Origin of the sequence: Actinomadura sp. WMMA1423, from assembly GCF_006547145.1 — a bacterium.
GTDB lineage: Bacteria > Actinomycetota > Actinomycetes > Streptosporangiales > Streptosporangiaceae > Spirillospora.
In genome coordinates, this window is sequence record NZ_CP041244.1 from 6,935,233 (window position 1) to 6,951,541 (window position 16,309).

Annotated in this window: 16 protein-coding genes and 1 riboswitch; of the genes, 7 read left to right on the forward strand and 9 right to left on the reverse strand. The window is 72.1% G+C overall.

Annotation, left to right across the window (positions count from 1 at the left end; all coding sequences use genetic code 11):
* Positions 1-410 precede the first annotated feature (410 nt).
* From FKD65_RS32215 to FKD65_RS32230, 5 genes are all read left to right on the forward strand, one after another.
* Positions 411-2,069, forward strand: a complete 1,659-nt coding sequence (locus FKD65_RS32215; protein WP_240809700.1) for a sensor histidine kinase — start codon at positions 411-413, stop codon at positions 2,067-2,069.
* 5 nt (positions 2,070-2,074) lie between these two features.
* The gene (locus FKD65_RS32220; RefSeq protein WP_240810383.1) at positions 2,075-2,737 is read left to right on the forward strand and encodes a response regulator; all 663 of its coding nucleotides are present in this window, start codon (positions 2,075-2,077) and stop codon (positions 2,735-2,737) included.
* Positions 2,738-2,785: 48 nt separating this feature from the next.
* A complete protein-coding gene (locus FKD65_RS44525; RefSeq protein WP_168221260.1) occupies positions 2,786-2,950 on the forward strand; it encodes a hypothetical protein in 165 nt (54 codons plus the stop codon).
* A gap of 555 nt (positions 2,951-3,505) precedes the next feature.
* Positions 3,506-4,669 (forward strand): thiolase family protein, encoded by a 1,164-nt coding sequence (locus FKD65_RS32225; RefSeq protein WP_141581923.1) that lies wholly within the window; start codon positions 3,506-3,508, stop codon positions 4,667-4,669.
* Between the two features lie 40 nt (positions 4,670-4,709).
* Entirely contained in the window at positions 4,710-5,153 is a 444-nt protein-coding gene (locus tag FKD65_RS32230; RefSeq protein WP_141581925.1) for a helix-turn-helix domain-containing protein, read from the forward strand.
* 27 nt (positions 5,154-5,180) lie between these two features.
* Here FKD65_RS32230 and FKD65_RS32235 read toward each other — a convergent pair whose 3' ends face one another.
* From FKD65_RS32235 to FKD65_RS32250, 4 genes are all read right to left on the reverse strand, one after another.
* Positions 5,181-5,801 (reverse strand): LysE family translocator, encoded by a 621-nt coding sequence (locus FKD65_RS32235; protein ID WP_141581927.1) that lies wholly within the window; start codon positions 5,799-5,801, stop codon positions 5,181-5,183.
* A 73-nt stretch (positions 5,802-5,874) separates the two neighbouring features.
* Entirely contained in the window at positions 5,875-6,246 is a 372-nt protein-coding gene (locus FKD65_RS32240; protein WP_141581929.1) for a MerR family transcriptional regulator, read from the reverse strand.
* 98 nt (positions 6,247-6,344) lie between these two features.
* Positions 6,345-7,094 (reverse strand): SDR family NAD(P)-dependent oxidoreductase, encoded by a 750-nt coding sequence (locus FKD65_RS32245; protein ID WP_141581931.1) that lies wholly within the window; start codon positions 7,092-7,094, stop codon positions 6,345-6,347.
* Between the two features lie 68 nt (positions 7,095-7,162).
* The gene (locus FKD65_RS32250; RefSeq protein WP_141581933.1) at positions 7,163-7,732 is read right to left on the reverse strand and encodes a TetR/AcrR family transcriptional regulator; all 570 of its coding nucleotides are present in this window, start codon (positions 7,730-7,732) and stop codon (positions 7,163-7,165) included.
* Between the two features lie 106 nt (positions 7,733-7,838).
* On the opposite strand from FKD65_RS32250, the gene FKD65_RS32255 reads away from it, so the two are divergent.
* Positions 7,839-8,300, forward strand: coding sequence for a nuclear transport factor 2 family protein (locus FKD65_RS32255; RefSeq protein WP_141587212.1), 462 nt, complete (start codon positions 7,839-7,841; stop codon positions 8,298-8,300).
* A 36-nt stretch (positions 8,301-8,336) separates the two neighbouring features.
* Here FKD65_RS32255 and FKD65_RS32260 read toward each other — a convergent pair whose 3' ends face one another.
* The 4 genes from FKD65_RS32260 to gcvT all read right to left on the reverse strand — a co-directional run bounded on the left by FKD65_RS32260 (position 8,337) and on the right by gcvT (position 12,620).
* Complete coding sequence (locus FKD65_RS32260) at positions 8,337-9,710, reverse strand: L-serine ammonia-lyase (protein ID WP_141581935.1); 1,374 nt, start codon at positions 9,708-9,710, stop codon at positions 8,337-8,339.
* A 68-nt stretch (positions 9,711-9,778) separates the two neighbouring features.
* On the reverse strand, positions 9,779-11,035 hold the full coding sequence (glyA, locus tag FKD65_RS32265) for a serine hydroxymethyltransferase (protein WP_141581937.1): 1,257 nt from the start codon (positions 11,033-11,035) through the stop codon (positions 9,779-9,781).
* 28 nt (positions 11,036-11,063) lie between these two features.
* On the reverse strand, positions 11,064-11,453 hold the full coding sequence (gene gcvH / locus FKD65_RS32270; protein WP_141581942.1) for a glycine cleavage system protein GcvH: 390 nt from the start codon (positions 11,451-11,453) through the stop codon (positions 11,064-11,066).
* A gap of 72 nt (positions 11,454-11,525) precedes the next feature.
* Entirely contained in the window at positions 11,526-12,620 is a 1,095-nt protein-coding gene (gcvT, locus tag FKD65_RS32275; protein WP_141581944.1) for a glycine cleavage system aminomethyltransferase GcvT, read from the reverse strand.
* 164 nt (positions 12,621-12,784) lie between these two features.
* A riboswitch (glycine riboswitch) is annotated at positions 12,785-12,880 on the reverse strand.
* 863 nt (positions 12,881-13,743) lie between these two features.
* Between gcvT and FKD65_RS32280 the strand changes: the two genes are divergently transcribed.
* Positions 13,744-15,042, forward strand: coding sequence for an RIP metalloprotease (locus FKD65_RS32280; RefSeq protein ID WP_141581946.1), 1,299 nt, complete (start codon positions 13,744-13,746; stop codon positions 15,040-15,042).
* 117 nt (positions 15,043-15,159) lie between these two features.
* Here FKD65_RS32280 and FKD65_RS32285 read toward each other — a convergent pair whose 3' ends face one another.
* Complete coding sequence (locus FKD65_RS32285) at positions 15,160-16,248, reverse strand: PLP-dependent cysteine synthase family protein (RefSeq protein WP_240809701.1); 1,089 nt, start codon at positions 16,246-16,248, stop codon at positions 15,160-15,162.
* Positions 16,249-16,309 lie beyond the last annotated feature (61 nt).

Consider the following 16,309-nt stretch of genomic DNA (forward strand, 5'->3'; position numbering starts at 1 on the left):
CTCCTCGGCTCAGGACCCGGCCTCGGTACGAGGGGCGGCACCGCCTCGGTACGAGGGGCGGCGCCCGCCCGCCGGATGCGCGGGCGGGCAGCCGCCCCGCGGCGGCGCCCATCCTCCGGCGGGGCCGGAGCATGCACACCGTGGGCGCCGCCCTGGAGGTGAGCTCGCAGGTCAGGCAGGGGGTGGGGGTCTGTCCACACGTGACTATGCGCGGTTCTGTGACGGCGGTCACCCTTGTGTACATTTCGTTCACGACAAAGGACGAGGCGCAGACCTCATGCGGGGTCTGGGCCGGCCATGGAGTGCTGTGCGGCCGAGGCTTCGTCGGGGCTGAGGCTTTGATCGGGCTGAGGTCCGCTATGGGACGAGGCCTTTGACCAGGCCGAGAGCTTCGGTGAGGAGGGGGCGGGGTGCGTCCTCGGTGGGCGGTGCCGGGTCGCTGGAGCCTGGCACGGCAGTTGCTCGTGCTCCAGGCGGCGATCGTCGGGCTGCTCGTGGCGGCCGGTGCGGCGCTGGCCTTCCTGGACTCCGGCCGCGCCGTCGACGACCGCGCGGCGCAGACGGTCTCGGCGGTCGCGGTGAGCATCGCCGACGCGCCGACCGTCCGGACCGCGCTCGCCGACCCCGTCCCGAGCCGGCTCCTGCAGCCGTACGCCGAGCGGGTCCGGCACGACGCCGGGGTCGACTTCATCACGATCATGAGCCCGGCCGGGATCCGCTACACGCACCCGATCCCGTCCCGGATCGGCGGGAGGTTCGTCGGCAACACCGCCCCCGCCCTCGCCGGAAGGACGTTCACCGAGACCTACACCGGGACGCTCGGGCCGTCCGTCCGGGCCGTCGCGCCCGTCTTCGACGAGGACCGCCGCGTGGTCGCGCTGGTCGCCGTCGGCATCACGGTGAAGGCGATCTCGGCCGAACTCCGCCAGCGGCTGGTCGCCCTCGGCGCCGTCGCCGCGGCCGTCCTCGCGGTCGGGATGGCGGGCAGCTACCTCGTCTCCGCCCGCCTGCGCCGCCAGACGCGCGGCGTCGCCCCCGACGAGCTGCGCGGCATGTTCGAGTACTACGAGGCCATCCTCCACGCCGTCCGCGAGGGCCTGCTCATCCTCGACCGCACGGGCCGCATCGTCCTCTGCAACGACGCCGCGAGAGACCTCCTGGACCTGGTGGGCGGGGAGCTGCGCGGGCGGGACGTCGCGGAGTCGGGGTTGCCGGAGGAACTGGTGGCCACGCTGGTCTCCGGGGAGCCGCGCTCGGACGAGATCCACGTGGGCGACACGAGGATCCTGGTGGTGAACACCTCGCCCGTCCGGTCGCGGGACCGGGCGATGGGCAACGTCGTCACCCTGCGGGACCACACCGAGTTGCAGGCGCTGACGGGCGAACTCGACACGGTGCGCGGGTTCACCGAGTCGCTGCGCTCGCAGGCGCACGAGGCCGCGAACCGCCTGCACACGGTGGTGTCCCTGGTGGAGCTGGGCCGTCCCGAGCAGGCGGTGGAGTTCGCGACCGCCGAGTTGGAGAGCGCGCAGCGGCTCACGGACCGGGTCGTCGGCTCGGTCGGTGAGCCGGTGCTGGCGGCGCTGCTGCTCGGAAAGTCCGCCGAGGCGGGCGAGCGCGGCGTCGAGCTCGTGATCGGCGAGGACACCGCGATCGAGGGGACGGTCGAGCCCCGCGACCTGGTCACGATCCTCGGCAACCTCATCGACAACGCGGTCGACGCCGCCATCGAGGGGGCCGCCGACCGGGCGCCGCGCGTCGGCGTCGTCGCCCGCGAGGAGGACGGGGTGCTCGTGCTGGAGGTGTCCGACAGCGGGCCGGGCGTGGACCCGTCCGCGGTGCCCGCGATGTTCCGGCGCGGCTGGACGACGAAGACGTCCGGCGGCCCGGTCGGGCACGGCCTCGGTCTCGCCCTGGTCGGCCAGGCCGTCCGGCGCAACGGCGGCGACGTGCGGGTGAGCGCCGCCGAGGGGGGCCGCGGCGCCGTCTTCACCGTCCGGCTGCCCCTCTCCAGTGGCGTCCCGCCGAGGCAGACGGCCGAGGCCCGGCGCGGGGGCGGTGAACGTTGATCAGAGTGCTGGTGGTCGAGGACGACCCGGTGGCCGCGGAGGCGCACCGGACCTATGTCGAGCGCGTCGCCGGGTTCACCGTCGCGGGCGTCGTGCACTCGGGGGCGGACGCGCTGCGGTTCTGCGAGCGCACCCAGGTCGACGTCGTCCTCCTGGACTTCTACCTGCCCGACACGCACGGCCTCACCGTGTGCCGCGCGCTGCGCGCCGGGGGACGGGACGTGGACGTCATCGCCGTGACCTCCGCGCGGGACCTCGCCGTGATCCGCACCGCCGTGGCGGTGGGCATCGTCCAGTACCTGCTGAAGCCGTTCACGTTCGCGTCGCTGCGCGACAAGCTCGTCCGGTACGCGCGGTTCCGGGAGCAGGCGGTCGGCTCGGGGGAGGTCAGCGGGCAGGCCGACGTGGACGGGATGCTCGCCACCCTGCGCACGCCCGATCACCATGCGCTGCCCAAGGGGATGAGCGGGGAGACGCTCCGGGCCGTGACGGACGTGCTGGCCTCCGCCGCGGACGGCCTGTCCGCCGCCGCTGCCGCCGATCTCACCGGCGTGTCCCGGGTCACCGCCCGCCGCTACCTGGAGTACCTGGCGGAGAGCGGGCTGGCCGACCGCCGTCCCCACTACGGTCAGGTCGGCCGTCCTGAGGTGCGCTTCTATCCCCTGTAGACGGGGTATCAATGAGAGGACAGTTGGAACGACATCGGGGGAGTTGTCGTGAACGACAAGCCTGGCAAGCCCGGTAAGCCCACAGGCAAGGCGGAGACCGAACCGGAGCGCGAGAAGAGGCCGCGCCGCGCCGAGGAGGCCACCACGGGCAAGGGGCCGAAGCGCAAACCGGGCGACGCCGCGCGCAAGATGCGGGAGATGTACAAGGGGTAGCGAGTCGGTACAAGGCTGGCAAGTTGATGCACGGCCGGCGCGAGGGCACGGCCGGCGAGAGTGCACGGCTGGCGAGTTGGTGCAGGGCTGCGAAGGCGTTCAGGGGCCTGGCGGAACGCACGGCCGGTGAGAGGTGCAGGGCCGGTGAGGCGTACGCGGGCCGGGTGGTCGCGTCCGGGGCGGCGGGCCCGATGCTTGACGACACCTTGAGGTCCCATTTGGGGGCTATGTCGGCTTGCTGGGCTAACGTCCGAAGTGAACGTGACGTCGAGGAGACCGAGGAGGCGCGTTTGTCCGAACGACGGTACTCGGGCGGCTCCGGTGAGGGGCTCTTCGACGCATGGAGGGAACAGACGGACCACGGCATGGGCCCCTCCCGCTGAGCGGCCCGATGGCCCGGAGGTCGCGGCACGCCGCGACCTCCGGGTTCTTCTCTGCTTAGTTGTGTAATCCAACTCAGTGTAATCCAGCTCACTTGCGCAGTGGATTGTGTTCTCCAACTCGCTCCGCCGATACTGGCCGAGTTAGTTGGAAAACACAACGGAGGTGGGATCCATGCGGGACGCGGTGATCGTGGAGGCCGTGCGCACTCCGCTGGGCAAGGGCAAGGCGAACGGGGCCCTGCACGCCGACCACCCGGCCGACCTGCTGGCGCGGACGCTGGCCTCCCTCGTCGAGCGGGCGGGCATCGATCCGGCGGCCGTGGACGATGTGATCGGCGGCGTCGTCACCCAGGCCGGCGACCAGGCGCTCAACATCACCCGCACGGCCGTCCTCGCCGCGGGGTTCCCCGAGAGCGTCCCCGCCATGACGGTCGACCGGCAGTGCGGCTCGTCCCAGCAGGCCCTGCACATCGCGGCGCAGGGCGTGCAGAGCGGCGCCTACGACATCGCCGTCGCGTGCGGGGTCGAGTCGATGTCGCGGGTGCCGATGGGGTCGAGCGTCCTGCCCGGAAGCGACCCGTTCGGGACGGGGCTCCGCGACCGCTACCCCGGCGGCCTCGTCGGCCAGGGCATCAGCGCCGAGCTGATCGCCGCCCGCTGGGACCTGTCGCGGGAGGAGCTCGACGCCTACGCCTACGAGTCCCACCGCCGTGCCGCCGAGGCGTGGAAGAACGGCGAGTTCGACCGGGAGGTCGCCTGGCCGGGCCAGCGGGACGAGACGGTCAGGCCGGGGACGTCGCCGGAGGTCCTCGCCGGCCTGAAGCCCGCCTACCACGACGAGCGCATGGCCGAGCGGTTCCCCGAGATAGCCTGGAAGATCACCGCGGGCAACGCCTCGCCGGTCAACGACGGCGCCGCCGCCGTCCTGGTCATGGGCGCGGAGGTCGCCGAGCGGCTCGGCCTGCGCCCGCGGGCCCGCTTCCACTCGTTCGCCGTGACCGGCGACGACCCCCTGCTGATGCTCACCGCGATCATTCCGGCGACCGCGAAGGTGCTGGAGCGCGGCGGCCTCACCCTGGACGACATCGACCTGTTCGAGGTGAACGAGGCCTTCGCCCCGGTCGTGCTCGCGTGGGCGCGCGAGACCGGCGCCGACCTCGCGCGCGTCAACGTGCGCGGCGGCGCGATCGCGATCGGCCACCCGCTCGGCGCGAGCGGCGCCCGCCTCATGACGACGCTGCTGCACGCCCTGGAGGACCGCGGTGGCCGGTTCGGACTCCAGACCATGTGCGAGGCGGGCGGCCTTGCCAACGCCACCGTCGTCGAGCGGCTCTGACCGGGCGGGCCGGCCGGGCCCGGCGGCTAGGCTTCCCGGTATGCCGAAGGACGCCGACCCGCGCGAGTGCTCCATCGCCGACACCCTGGACCTGGTCGGCGAGCGCTGGAGCCTGCTGGCGATCCGGGAGCTGAGCTACGGGGTGCGGCGGTTCGACCAGATCGTCCACAACACCGGCGCGTCCCGCGACATCCTCACCTCCCGCCTCCGCAAGCTGGAGGCGAACGGCATCATCCGCCGCGAGCGCTACAGCGACCACCCGGTGCGGCACGAGTACCACCTCACGCCCGCCGGCGTGGAGCTGTGCGACGTCCTGCTCGTGCTGATGGCCTGGGGCGACCGGCACCTGCACCCGGACGACCCGCCCGTGCGCTGGCGCCACTCGTGCGGTGAGGCGGTCAGCCCCATGGTCGTCTGCGGCCACTGCGGAAACGAGGCCCGCCGAGGCGCCCACTCGCCCACCGGCCGAGGCGCCCGCACCTGACCCGTCCCGCCTGTCCGGACGGGGACGTCAGCGTTCCGCGGCCAGGCGGACGCCGAGGCCGATGAACAGGGTTCCCACCGTGGCGTTGAGCCTGCGGCGGGCGGTGTGCCTGCGGCGCAGCCAGTCTCCGATGCGGCCCGCGAGGACGCCGACCGTGCCGTCCACGAGGAACTCCAGGGCGATCAGGACGGCGCCCAGGATCGCGAACTGCACCCACACGTGCCCGAGGGCGGGATCGATGAACTGGGGCAGGAACGCGATGGTGAAGGTGACCATCTTCGGGTTCAGCAGATTGGTCAGCAGCCCGTTGAGGTAGGCCCGCCGTCCCGAGACCCCGGCCGGTTCCACGTCCACGTCCCTGCGGTGCCGCAGGGTCTGGACGCCCAGATAGATCAGGTAGGCGGCCCCGACGATCCGGACCACCGTGAACGCGACCGGCACCGCCGCGAAGAGCGCGGCGAGCCCCGCCGCTGCCACGGCGACGTGCACGGCCTCGCTCGTCGCGACCCCGGCCGTGGCGAGGAGCCCCGCGCGGGGCCCGCCCCGCATGCCGCATCCGAGGATGAACAGCATGTCGGGCCCGGGGATCACCATCGCGATGATCGAGGTCACGAGGAACACCGCGAGCAGATGAGAGTCGACCGGCATGCCGCGATCATCACACGGTTCCCGGCGCGGTGCCATCGAATAAGCCTGGTGCGGCGTTCGCGAGGCGCGCGGGTCAGCGGGCGGGGCCCGGGCGCCGCTCGGCCGCCCGGGCCAGGGCCCCGGCGAGGCGGTCGCGGGCCTCGGTCTGGGCGGCGATGCGCGCGTCGAGGACGGCGAGGCGGTCCAGGGCGATCCGGAGCCCCCTCTCGGACGGGGGCGAGGCCGCGACGTCGCCGTCCAGGCAGACCGAGAACGCGCGCACGTCGTCGAGGGTGAGGCCGACGGCGAGCAGCTCGCGGATGTTGCGGACCCGCACGGCCGCGCCCTCCTCGTAGATCCGGTACCCGTTGCCCGCCCGGCGGGAAGCGATCAGCCCCGCCTCCTCGTAGTGCCGCAGCGCGCGCGGCGTCGTCCCGGTGATCCGCGCCAGCTCGCCGATCCGCACCCGCCACCACCTCCGCCCCCAGTCCTACCAGGCGCCGCGCAGCCCACCGTGCCCGCTCCCCGTGTCCGCTCGCCGTGCCCGCCCACCGTGCGGCATGGTCAGGCGATCACCGCGCCGCCGTCCACCGGGAGTACGGCGCCGGTGACGAACGAGGCGGCCGGGGAGGCCAGACGTGTGATCGCCCATGCGACCTCCTCGGGGCGGCCGACGCGGCCGAGCGGGGTGTGCTCGATCTGCCACTGCCGGAGCGCCGCCAGGCGTTCGGGGGACAGGCCCTGGTGCTCGCCCATCGGGGTGGCGACCGCTCCGGGAGCCACGGCCACCACGCGGACGCCGCGGGGTGCGAGCTCCAGGGCCCAGCTGCGGGTGAGCGTCTCCAGCGCCGTCTTCGTGGCGGCGTAGAACGCGTTGCCCGGCCAGCCCCGCTGCCCCACGGACGTGCTGACGTTGACGACGACCCCGCCGCCGTCCAGCGCGGGCAGCGCCGCCCGGGTCAGCAGGACGGGCGCCACCAGGTTCGTCGCGAGCTGCGGCGCGAGCGTCTCCGGGGTGAGGGCCTCCAGCGTCCCGCTCTGGACGATCGCCGCGTTGTTGACCAGCACGTCCAGCCGTCCATGGGAGTCCGTGACCCTGTGCACGATCTCGGTGGCGGCACCGTCGGCGGTGATGTCGGCGGCGAGCGGCTCGATGCCGGGGTGCCCGCTCGCGGTCTCGGCGAGCGGTCCGGGCCGGCGGCCGACGGCCACCACGCGGGCGCCCTCGGCGGCGAACATGCGCGCCGTGGCGCGTCCGATCCCGGTTCCCGCGCCGGTCACCAGGACGATCCTGTCTTCCGAGTTCGTCTTCATGGCCCTGAGCCTGGAACCCTGCCGCCAACGGCAAGGTCAAGCTCGGCGGGGCTCCGGAGCCGGGCCGGTCAGGAGGTTCTGTCCAGGAGAAGGCGGGCGCCCGCCTGGGCGCGGGCGGCGGCGGTGGGGTCGCCGTGGACGCCCGCGACCACCATGGCGCCCTCGGCCAGCAGGTAGACGGCTTCGGCGGCGGACGCGTCGACGGGGGAGACCAGCTCGACGACCTGCTCGTGGAACGCCTGCTTGTGGGCCCTGGCCGCCTCGGTGATCGCGGCGGACGTCGAGCCGAGCTCCCCGTGGACGTTGACCCAGGCGCAACCGCGGTAGCCGGGCTCGGTGAACCACTGCGCGAGCCAGTCGAACAGGGCGAGGACGCGCTCCCGGGGGTCCGGCACCGCGTCCAGGTGGGCGGCCAGGCTGGCCCGCCAGCGGCGGTCGCGGCGGTCCAGCATCGCGACGACGAGGGCCTCCTTCGTCGGGAAGAGCCCGTAGATGCGCTTGAGGGGCAGACCGGCGGCCGTCCGCAGCTCGTCCATGCCCACCGCCTGGACGCCCTGCCGGTAGAAGAGGCGCTCGGCGACGTCCAGCAGTGCCTGCCGATCGCGGTACTGCTGCTCCTCGGTGATCGCGGCCGGCATCGGCACTCCTGACTTGACGTGGAGAACGTACGTTCCCTACTTTAGCCGCAACGATGGAGAACGACCGTTCTCAACCTGAGGAGGCCCAGTGCAACAGGAATCGGCGGTGCCGCAGGACCGTCCGCCCCTCCCGCCGTTCACCCTGGAGACCGCGAAGCTGAAGGTCCAGGCGGCCGAGGACGCATGGAACACCCGGGACCCGCGGCGGGTGGCCCTGGCCTACACGCCCGATTCGGTATGGCGCAACCGGGATCGGTTCGTCGCGGGACGGGAGGAGATCATCGCCTTCCTGACGGCGAAGTGGGAGCGCGAGCTCGACTACGCGCTGCGCAAGAGCCTGTGGGGATTCCGCGAGAACCGGATGGCCGTCCGGTTCCAGTACGAGTGGCACGACGCGGGCGGGCAGTCGTGGCGCAGCTACGGCAACGAGCTGTGGGAGTTCGACGAGCGCGGCCTCATGCGGCGCCGCGAGGCGAGCATCAACGACGTCCCGATCGCCGAGGCCGACCGGCGCATCCGCGGCCCCCGCCCCACAAGCGAGCACGGCCTCGACATCCCAGTGCGCTAGCAACGCGCGGGGCTCGGGTGCGCGGGGCTCGGGGGGTCAGCATTCGATGACGTTGACGGCGAGGCCGCCGCGCGAGGTCTCCTTGTACTTGTCGAGCATGTCGCGGCCGGTGTCGCGCATCGTCTTGATGGCCTTGTCGAGGGAGACGAAGTGGCGGCCGTCGCCGCGCAGGGAGATGCGGGCGGCGCTGATGGCCTTGATGGCGCCGACCGCGTTGCGCTCGATGCAGGGCACCTGGACCAGGCCGCCGACGGGGTCGCAGGTCAGGCCGAGGTTGTGCTCGATGCCGATCTCGGCGGCGTTCTCCACCTGCTCGGGCGTGCCGCCGAGGACCTCGGTGAGCCCGGCGGCGGCCATCGAGCAGGCCGAGCCGACCTCGCCCTGGCAGCCGACCTCGGCGCCGGAGATGGAGGCGTTCTGCTTGAACAGCACGCCCATCGCCCCCGCGGTCAGCAGGAACCGCACGACGCCCTCGTCGTCGCACCCCGGGACGAACCGGTCGCAGTAGTGCAGGACGGCCGGGATGATGCCCGCGGCGCCGTTGGTGGGGGCGGTGACGATGCGGCCGCCCGCCGCGTTCTCCTCGTTGACGGCGAGGGCGAAGAGGGTGACCCAGTCCATCGCGTGGAGCGGGTCGGACGCCTCCTCGACGGAGAGCTGGCGGTGCAGCTGGGGGGCGCGGCGGCGCACCTTCAGGCCGCCCGGCAGCAGGCCCTCGCGGGTGCAGCCCCGGGCGACGCACGCGCGCATCACCTGCCAGAGCTCCAGCAGGCCGTCGTGGATCTCGGCGGCGGTGCGGCCGAACGCCTTCTCGTTCTCCAGCATCAGCCCCGAGATCGACAGGCCCGTCTCCCGGCAGAGTTCCAGCAGCTCGGCGGCGGTGTCGAAGGGGTAGGGCAGGACGGTGTCGTCGGGCTTGATGCGGTCGGCTCCGGTGGCGCTCTCGTCCAGGATGAAGCCGCCGCCCACCGAGTAGTACACCTTGGCGCGCAGTTCCCCGCCCGCGTCGTCCAGGGCCGTGAAGCGCATCCCGTTGGGGTGGCCGGGCAGCGACTCCTTGCGCTCGAGGACCAGGTGCTCGTTCACCGCGAACGGGATGTCGTGGTCGCCGAACAGGCGCAGGGCCCCGCGTTCGCGGATCGCCGCGAGCCGCTCGTCCACCCGGTCGACGTCGACCAGTTCGGGCTTGTCGCCCTCGAGGCCGAGGATGACGGCCTTGTCGGAGCCGTGGCCCTTGCCGGTGAGCCCGAGCGACCCGTAGAGGGTGACGGCGACGGACGCGGTCTTCTCCAGCAGCCCGTCGCGGTGCAGGCCGCGGGCGAACCGGTGCGCGGCCGCCATCGGGCCGCCCGTGTGGGACGACGACGGGCCGATACCGATCTTGAACAGGTCGAAAACGCTGATGGCCATTCCACAACCGCCTAGCTACCTCGTTGTAGCCGCGCCCCCTCCCCGCCGGGGGAGGGGGCGCCGGAACGTCACAGGTTCGGATACAGGGGGTGCCCGGCGGCCAGCGCCTTCACCCGCTCCGCGAGCCGGTCCCGGTCGAAGGACGGCTGCAGGGCCAGCGCGATCACGTCCGCGACCTCCGCGAAGTCCTCGGCGGTGAAGCCGCGGGTCGCGAGCGCGGGCGTGCCGATCCGCAGGCCGGAGGTGACCATCGGCGGGCGCGGGTCGTTCGGCACCGCGTTGCGGTTGACCGTGATGCCGATGTCGTGCAGGCGGTCCTCGGCGTCCCGCCCGGTGAGCTCGGAGTCCACCAGGTCGACCAGCACGAGGTGGACGTCCGTCCCGCCGGTCAGGACCTTGACGCCGGCCTTGGCGGAATCCTCGGCGAGCAGGCGCTCGGCCAGCAGCTTCGCGCCCTCCACGGTGACCGCCTGCCGGGCCCGGAACTCCTCCGACCCCGCGATCTTGAGGGCGACGGCCTTGGCGGCGATCACGTGCTCCAGCGGGCCGCCCTGCATGCCGGGGAACACCGCGGAGTTGATCTTCTTGCCGTACTCCTCGCGGGCGAGGATCAGCCCGCCGCGCGGACCGCCGAGCGTCTTGTGCGTCGTGGTCGTCACGATGTCGGCGTGCGGGACGGGCGAGGGGTGCAGCCCCGCCGCGACCAGCCCCGCGAAGTGCGCCATGTCGACCATGAGCAGCGCCCCGACCGAGTCGGCGACCTCGCGGAACGCGGCGAAGTCGAGCTGCCGCGGATACGCCGACCAGCCCGCCACGATCATCTTGGGGCGGTGCTCGGCCGCGAGGGCGGCCACCTCCTCCATGTCGACCAGGCCGTCCTCGGCGCGGACGTGGTAGGGCACCACGTTCAGCACCTTGCCGGAGTAGTTCAGGCGCATCCCGTGCGTGAGGTGCCCGCCGTGCGCGAGGTCCAGGCCGAGGATCGTGTCGCCCGGCTGGAGCAGCGCGAAGTAGACCGCCGTGTTGGCCTGCGCCCCGCTGTGCGGCTGGACGTTCGCGTGCTCGGCGCCGAACAGCGCCTTGGCCCGGTCGATCGCGAGCTGCTCGGTGATGTCGACGAACTCGCAGCCGCCGTAGTAGCGGCGGCCCGGGTACCCCTCGGCGTACTTGTTGGTCAGGACCGAACCCTGCGCCTCCAGCACCGAGACGGGCGCGAAGTTCTCCGACGCGATCATCTCGAGGGTGTCCTGCTGGCGCCGCAGCTCCGCCGTGACGGCCTCGGCGACCTCAGGATCGGCCGTCCCCAGGGAGTCGTACAAGCTCATTCCGTGCTCCCCGCGTGCTTCCGGGCGCTCATGCTTCCTCGATCAGCTTGTCGTAGGCGGCGGAGTCGAGCAGATCGCCCGGCTCCTCCGAGATCCGCACCTTGAAGATCCAGCCCTCGCCGTACGGGTCGTCGTTGATGACCTTCGGCTCGTCCACCACCGCGCTGTTGATCGCGGTGATCTCGCCGCTGACCGGGGAGTAGACGTCGCTGACCGACTTGGTCGACTCCACCTCGCCGCACGGCTCGCCCGCCTCGACGGTGTCGCCCTCCGACGGCCGCAGCTCGATGTAGACGATCTCACCGAGGGCGTCGGCGGCGTGCGCGGTGATGCCGACCGTGACGATGCCGTCCTCGCCACCGAGGCCCGACACCCACTCGTGCTCCTCGCTGTAGCGGAGCTCCTCCGGAACGCTCACGATCACTTCTCTCTTTCCACTGTGGGGGCGAGCCCCGCACCGCCGGACAACTTCTTCGGGAACGCTTGCAGATCAGGAACGCTTGTAGAACGGCAGGGCCACCACGTCCACCGGCTCCTGCCGGCCGCGGACGTCCACGGCGAGGCCCGTCTCCTCGACGCCGCTGTCGAGGTACGCCATGGCGATCGGCGTGCCCAGTGTGGGCGACGGGGCTCCGCTCGTCACGACCCCGCACGGCGCGCCGCCGGACGTGACGACCTGGTACCCCTTCCGGGGCGCGCGACGCCCCCGCGCGACCAGTCCCACGAGCCTACGGCCCGGCGGGGTCTGCGCCTGCGCCGCCAGGGCGCCCTTCCCCACGAAATCGCCGGGCTTGTCCAGCATCACCACCCGGCCGAGGCCCGCCTCGAACGGCGTCGTCTCGGCGGTCAGCTCGTTGCCGTACAGCGGCATCCCCGCCTCGAGGCGCAGCGTGTCGCGGGCCGACAGCCCCGCGGGGACGACGCCCTCCACCGCCGCGAGCGCCTTCCAGAGCGCGACGGCGTCCGCCGCGTCGACGAACAGCTCGAACCCGTCCTCGCCCGTGTATCCGGTGCGGGCGACCAGCGCGTCGACGCCCGCGACCCGCCCGGCGAGGATCGCGTAGTACTTCAGGCCCTCCAGCGGCGCGTCGGTGAATCCCTCGAGAATTCCCTGGGAACGCGGCCCCTGGAGGGCGATCAGCGCGTAGGAGTCGGAGCGGTCGTCCACCGCGGCCTCGAAGCCCGCGGCGCGCTCGGTCAGCGCGTCCCGCACGACGGCGGCGTTCGCGGCGTTCGCGACCACCATCCACGTCTCGTCCGCGAGCCGGTAGACGATCAGGTCGTCCAGGACGCCGCCGTCCTGCCCGCAGATCATCGTGTAGCGGGCCTTGCCCACCGGCATCGGCGACAGGTTGCCGACCAGCGCGAAGTCGAGCGCGGCGCCCGCGCCCGGCCCGGAGAGGAAGATCTCCCCCATGTGCGACAGGTCGAACAGCCCGGCACCGGTCCGGACGGCCTGGTGCTCGGCGGTCTCGCTCGCGTAGCGGAGCGGCATCAGATAGCCGGCGAAGTCGACGAGATTCGCGCCGAGGTCCTCGTGGACGTCGTGCAGCGGCGTCTTCTTCGCGGTCGGTTCGGCGGACATGGGTTCGGCTCCTTCGTCACGGGCGCGCGTGGTCCATCGTCCCACTCGCGCACCGGGCGTATCGGTGCCTCCCCCTCTGTCATCGGCGCCTGAGAGCTTCACCCGCCGCGCGGCGGGCTTTCACCTTCGGCGGGGGACCGGGGTCCCCGCTTTCCAGAGGTCGCCTGGCCCGTGCGGTCCGTGGGCCTGAGAGGTTCCGGGGAGGATTTGCTCCTTCGGCGTCCCCCACCGGCTGCGAGGGACTCTCCCGCACGGGATAGTCGGCTGTGTGACTTTAGCATTTCCCTCCTCCTTCGGGCCTGGCGGCCCTCCATCGTCGGGAAACGCGGCGATCGCTGGCATCGCTCCGGCTCGCCTTGCGGCTCGCTGCGCGATCAGATTCTTGCTCCGCTCGAATCTGCCTTCGGACGCGATCGCGACTCCCCGGGTCGCCGCGGGGCTGAGGTGGCGGCTCAGGTCGGTGCGATAGACGGTTGCGGTCGTTGCGCCCGTCCAGGTCTTCACTGCCCTCTTGCGCGGGGTTCGTCAGTTGGGGGCCGTGCTGGGCTGGGGTGACATTGATTTCACGCAGGTTTGGAGGGCGGCCCTGATTTTTTGCAGTTCGTCGGGGGCGGGGGTCCGCGTGGGGTTGGGGGTCGGCATCTGGACGCCGTGTTCGCGCATGCAGTCGTTGAAGGCTTTGACCGCCTTCGACTGCGCCGGCGGGAGGGGCGTGGCCTCGGTGCCCGTTCCCGGCTTGGGGGTGGAGGGTGCCGGGGACGCGGCGGTCGGGGCGGGGGACTGCGAGGTGTCCGCCGCGCTGCCGCCGCCGTCGTCGGAACCGCCGCAGCCTGCCAGGGGCAGGGTCAGGGCCAGCGCAAGTACCGCTACATGACCGCGCTTCAAGGTGGGAACCTCCATGGGCCGGGGTGGGCTCGCTCATGATGCGGGGTCGGCGGTGCTCGCGGATACGCATCCCCATGCCAATACCGTGCGGACGGGTTAGCACCGTGACGCAAAGGGGCTGCGGGGGCGCCGGTTCTTCGTTCGCTTAAACCGGATCGGGGGCCGTAACGTACTCTGAATTGGTTGTCGGAGATCAACCCCGGGCGCGGGGTGGACCGGACCCGGAGGGGCACGCCGCATGGTCTACTACCTGGCTGGAGCCTTGATCCTTTTCTTCGGGCTGCTGGTCTCCATCGCGCTGCACGAGCTCGGGCACTTCTCGTTCGCCAAGCTGTTCCGGGTGCGGACCACCCAGTTCATGGTGGGGTTCGGGCCCACGATGTGGTCCAGGCACAAGGGCGAGACCGAGTACGGCGTCAAGTGGATCCCGCTCGGCGGCTACATCCGCATGATCGGCATGCTCCCGCCGCGCAAGGGCGACGCCCCCGGGCAGGTCCGCAGGATCAGCACCGGGCCGTGGCAGGGACTGATCGAGTCCGCGCGCGGCGCCGCGCTCGAGGAGGTCGGGCCCGGCGACGAGGACCGCGTGTTCTACGCCAAGAAGTGGTGGCAGAAGCTGCTCATCATGTTCGGCGGGCCCGCGATGAACCTGCTCCTCTCGGTGCTGTTCTTCGCGATCCTGCTGATGGGCATCGGCACCAACCAGCCGCAGCCGGTGATCAAGGAGGTCGCCGAGTGCATGGTGCCGGCCAGCGCCGGCGTCACCGAGTGCCCGGCGAACGCGGCGCCGACGCCCGCGCGGCAGGTCGGGCTCCGGCCCGGCGACCGGATCGTGGCGTTCGACGGCAGGAAGGTCGACGACTACGCCGAGCTCCAGCGGATGATCCGCGGGGACGGCGGCAAGACCGTCCCGATCACCGTCAGGCGCGACGGCGGGGAGGTGCGGCTGAACGTCCCGATCACCCGCAACCAGATGTACGACCTCGAGGACGAGAACAAGGTCGTCAACGTCGGGTTCCTCGGCATCACGCCGACCAGCGCGATCGAGCGGCAGGGGCCCGGCGCGGTCGCGAGCACGATGACCGACCTGACCGCGCGCACCGTCGGCGCGCTGGTGCGGATGCCGCAGAAGATGGTCGGCGTGTGGAACGCGGCCTTCAGCGGCGACAAGCGCGACCCGAACGGCCCGATCGGCGTCGTCGGCGTCAGCCGGATCGGCGGCGAGGTCGCCGCGTCCGACGACTTCACCGGTACGCAGAAGGTCTCCTTCTTCGTGATGCTGCTCGGCTCGCTGAACCTCGCGGTCGGGCTCTTCAACCTCATCCCGCTGCTGCCGCTGGACGGCGGGCACATCGCCGGCGCCCTGCTGGAGGCGATCAAGAAGGCGTTCGCCCGGATCTTCCGCAGGCCCGACCCGGGCTACGTGGACGTCGCCAAGGCGCTCCCGGTGACGTACGTGATGGCGGCCGTCCTGATCATCATGGGCGGCCTGCTCATCTACGCCGACCTGTTCAACCCCATACGAGTCACGGGCTGACGCGCGCCGGCCAGGCGACGTCCGGGACGGCGCTGGTCGGCGTGAGCCCGGGTTTCGGGAGCACAGGGCCGGGTTTCGGGAGCGCGGTGCCGGTCTTCAGGAGCGCGGTGGCGGTCTTCAGGTCATCGTGCCGGTCTTCAGGAAGGCGTCCAGGGCGGCGCGGTAGGGGGCGATGTCCAGGCCCCGCTCCTCCAGCCACGCGTCCGACCCGTAGGTGCCCGCGTAGCGCTCGCCGCCGTCGCAGATGAGCGTGACGACGCTGCCGCGCTCCCCGCGCGCCCGCATCTGCGCGATCAGTTCCGCCGCGCCCCACATGTTCGTGCCGGTCGAGCCGCCGACGCTGCGGCCGCTGACCTCGCTCGTCCAGCGCATCGCCGCGATGGACGCCGCGTCCGGTACCCGGATCATCCGGTCGATCACGGTGGGCAGGAACGACGGCTCGACGCGCGGGCGGCCGATGCCCTCGATCCGCGAGCCCGCCGCCGTCCGGTCGGGGTCCCCGTCGCAGAACGAGCCGTAGAACGCCGACCCCTCCGGGTCCACGACCGCGAGCCGCGTCTGGAACATCCGGTACCGGGCGTACCGGCCGATCGTCGCGGACGTCCCGCCGGTCCCCGCGCCCACCACGATCCAGGACGGCTCGGGGAACCGCTCCAGCCGCATCTGCTCGAAGATCGACTCGGCGATGTTGTTGTTGCCGCGCCAGTCCGTGGCCCGCTCGGCGAAGGTGAACTGGTCCATGAAGTGGCCGCCGCACTCGGCCGCGAGCCGCCGCGACTCCTCGTAGATCGCCGACGGGTCGTCCACCAGGTGGCAGCGGCCGCCGTGGAACTCGATGAGCTGGATCTTCTCCGGGCTGGTGGTCGCCGGCATGACCGCGACGAACGGCAGGCCGAGCAGCCGCGCGAAGTACGCCTCCGACACCGCCGTCGACCCGCTGGACGCCTCGATGATCGTCGTGTCCCGGCGGATCCAGCCGTTCGCCAGCGCGTACAGGAACAGCGACCGCGCGAGCCGGTGCTTCAGTGAACCCGTCGGGTGGACGGACTCGTCCTTCAGGTAGAGGTCGATGCCCCACTCCGGCGGCAGCGGGAAGACGTGCAGGTGCGTGTCGGCGCTGCGGTTGGCGTCGGCCTCCACCAGCCGGATCGCCTCGGCGATCCACGCCCGGTACCCGGGATCGCAGCGGTCCACGATACGGCTCACGGCGGTGCTCTCCTTGATCGTCGGCAGGGTCCCACGATATCCGCGCATGTCAGGGTGCATC

Bases quoted from the DNA above. Each gene is read 5' to 3' on its own strand.
- FKD65_RS32225 (WP_141581923.1), top strand. From the start codon at position 3,506: ATGCGGGACGCGGTGATCGTGGAGGCCGTGCGCACTCCGCTGGGCAAG.
- FKD65_RS32230 (WP_141581925.1), top strand. From the start codon at position 4,710: ATGCCGAAGGACGCCGACCCGCGCGAGTGCTCCATCGCCGACACCCTG.
- FKD65_RS32235 (WP_141581927.1), bottom strand. From the start codon at position 5,801: ATGCCGGTCGACTCTCATCTGCTCGCGGTGTTCCTCGTGACCTCGATC.
- FKD65_RS32245 (WP_141581931.1), bottom strand. From the start codon at position 7,094: ATGAAGACGAACTCGGAAGACAGGATCGTCCTGGTGACCGGCGCGGGA.
- FKD65_RS32250 (WP_141581933.1), bottom strand. From the start codon at position 7,732: ATGCCGGCCGCGATCACCGAGGAGCAGCAGTACCGCGATCGGCAGGCA.
- FKD65_RS32260 (WP_141581935.1), bottom strand. From the start codon at position 9,710: ATGGCCATCAGCGTTTTCGACCTGTTCAAGATCGGTATCGGCCCGTCG.
- glyA (WP_141581937.1), bottom strand. From the start codon at position 11,035: ATGAGCTTGTACGACTCCCTGGGGACGGCCGATCCTGAGGTCGCCGAG.
- gcvT (WP_141581944.1), bottom strand. From the start codon at position 12,620: ATGTCCGCCGAACCGACCGCGAAGAAGACGCCGCTGCACGACGTCCAC.
- FKD65_RS32280 (WP_141581946.1), top strand. From the start codon at position 13,744: ATGGTCTACTACCTGGCTGGAGCCTTGATCCTTTTCTTCGGGCTGCTG.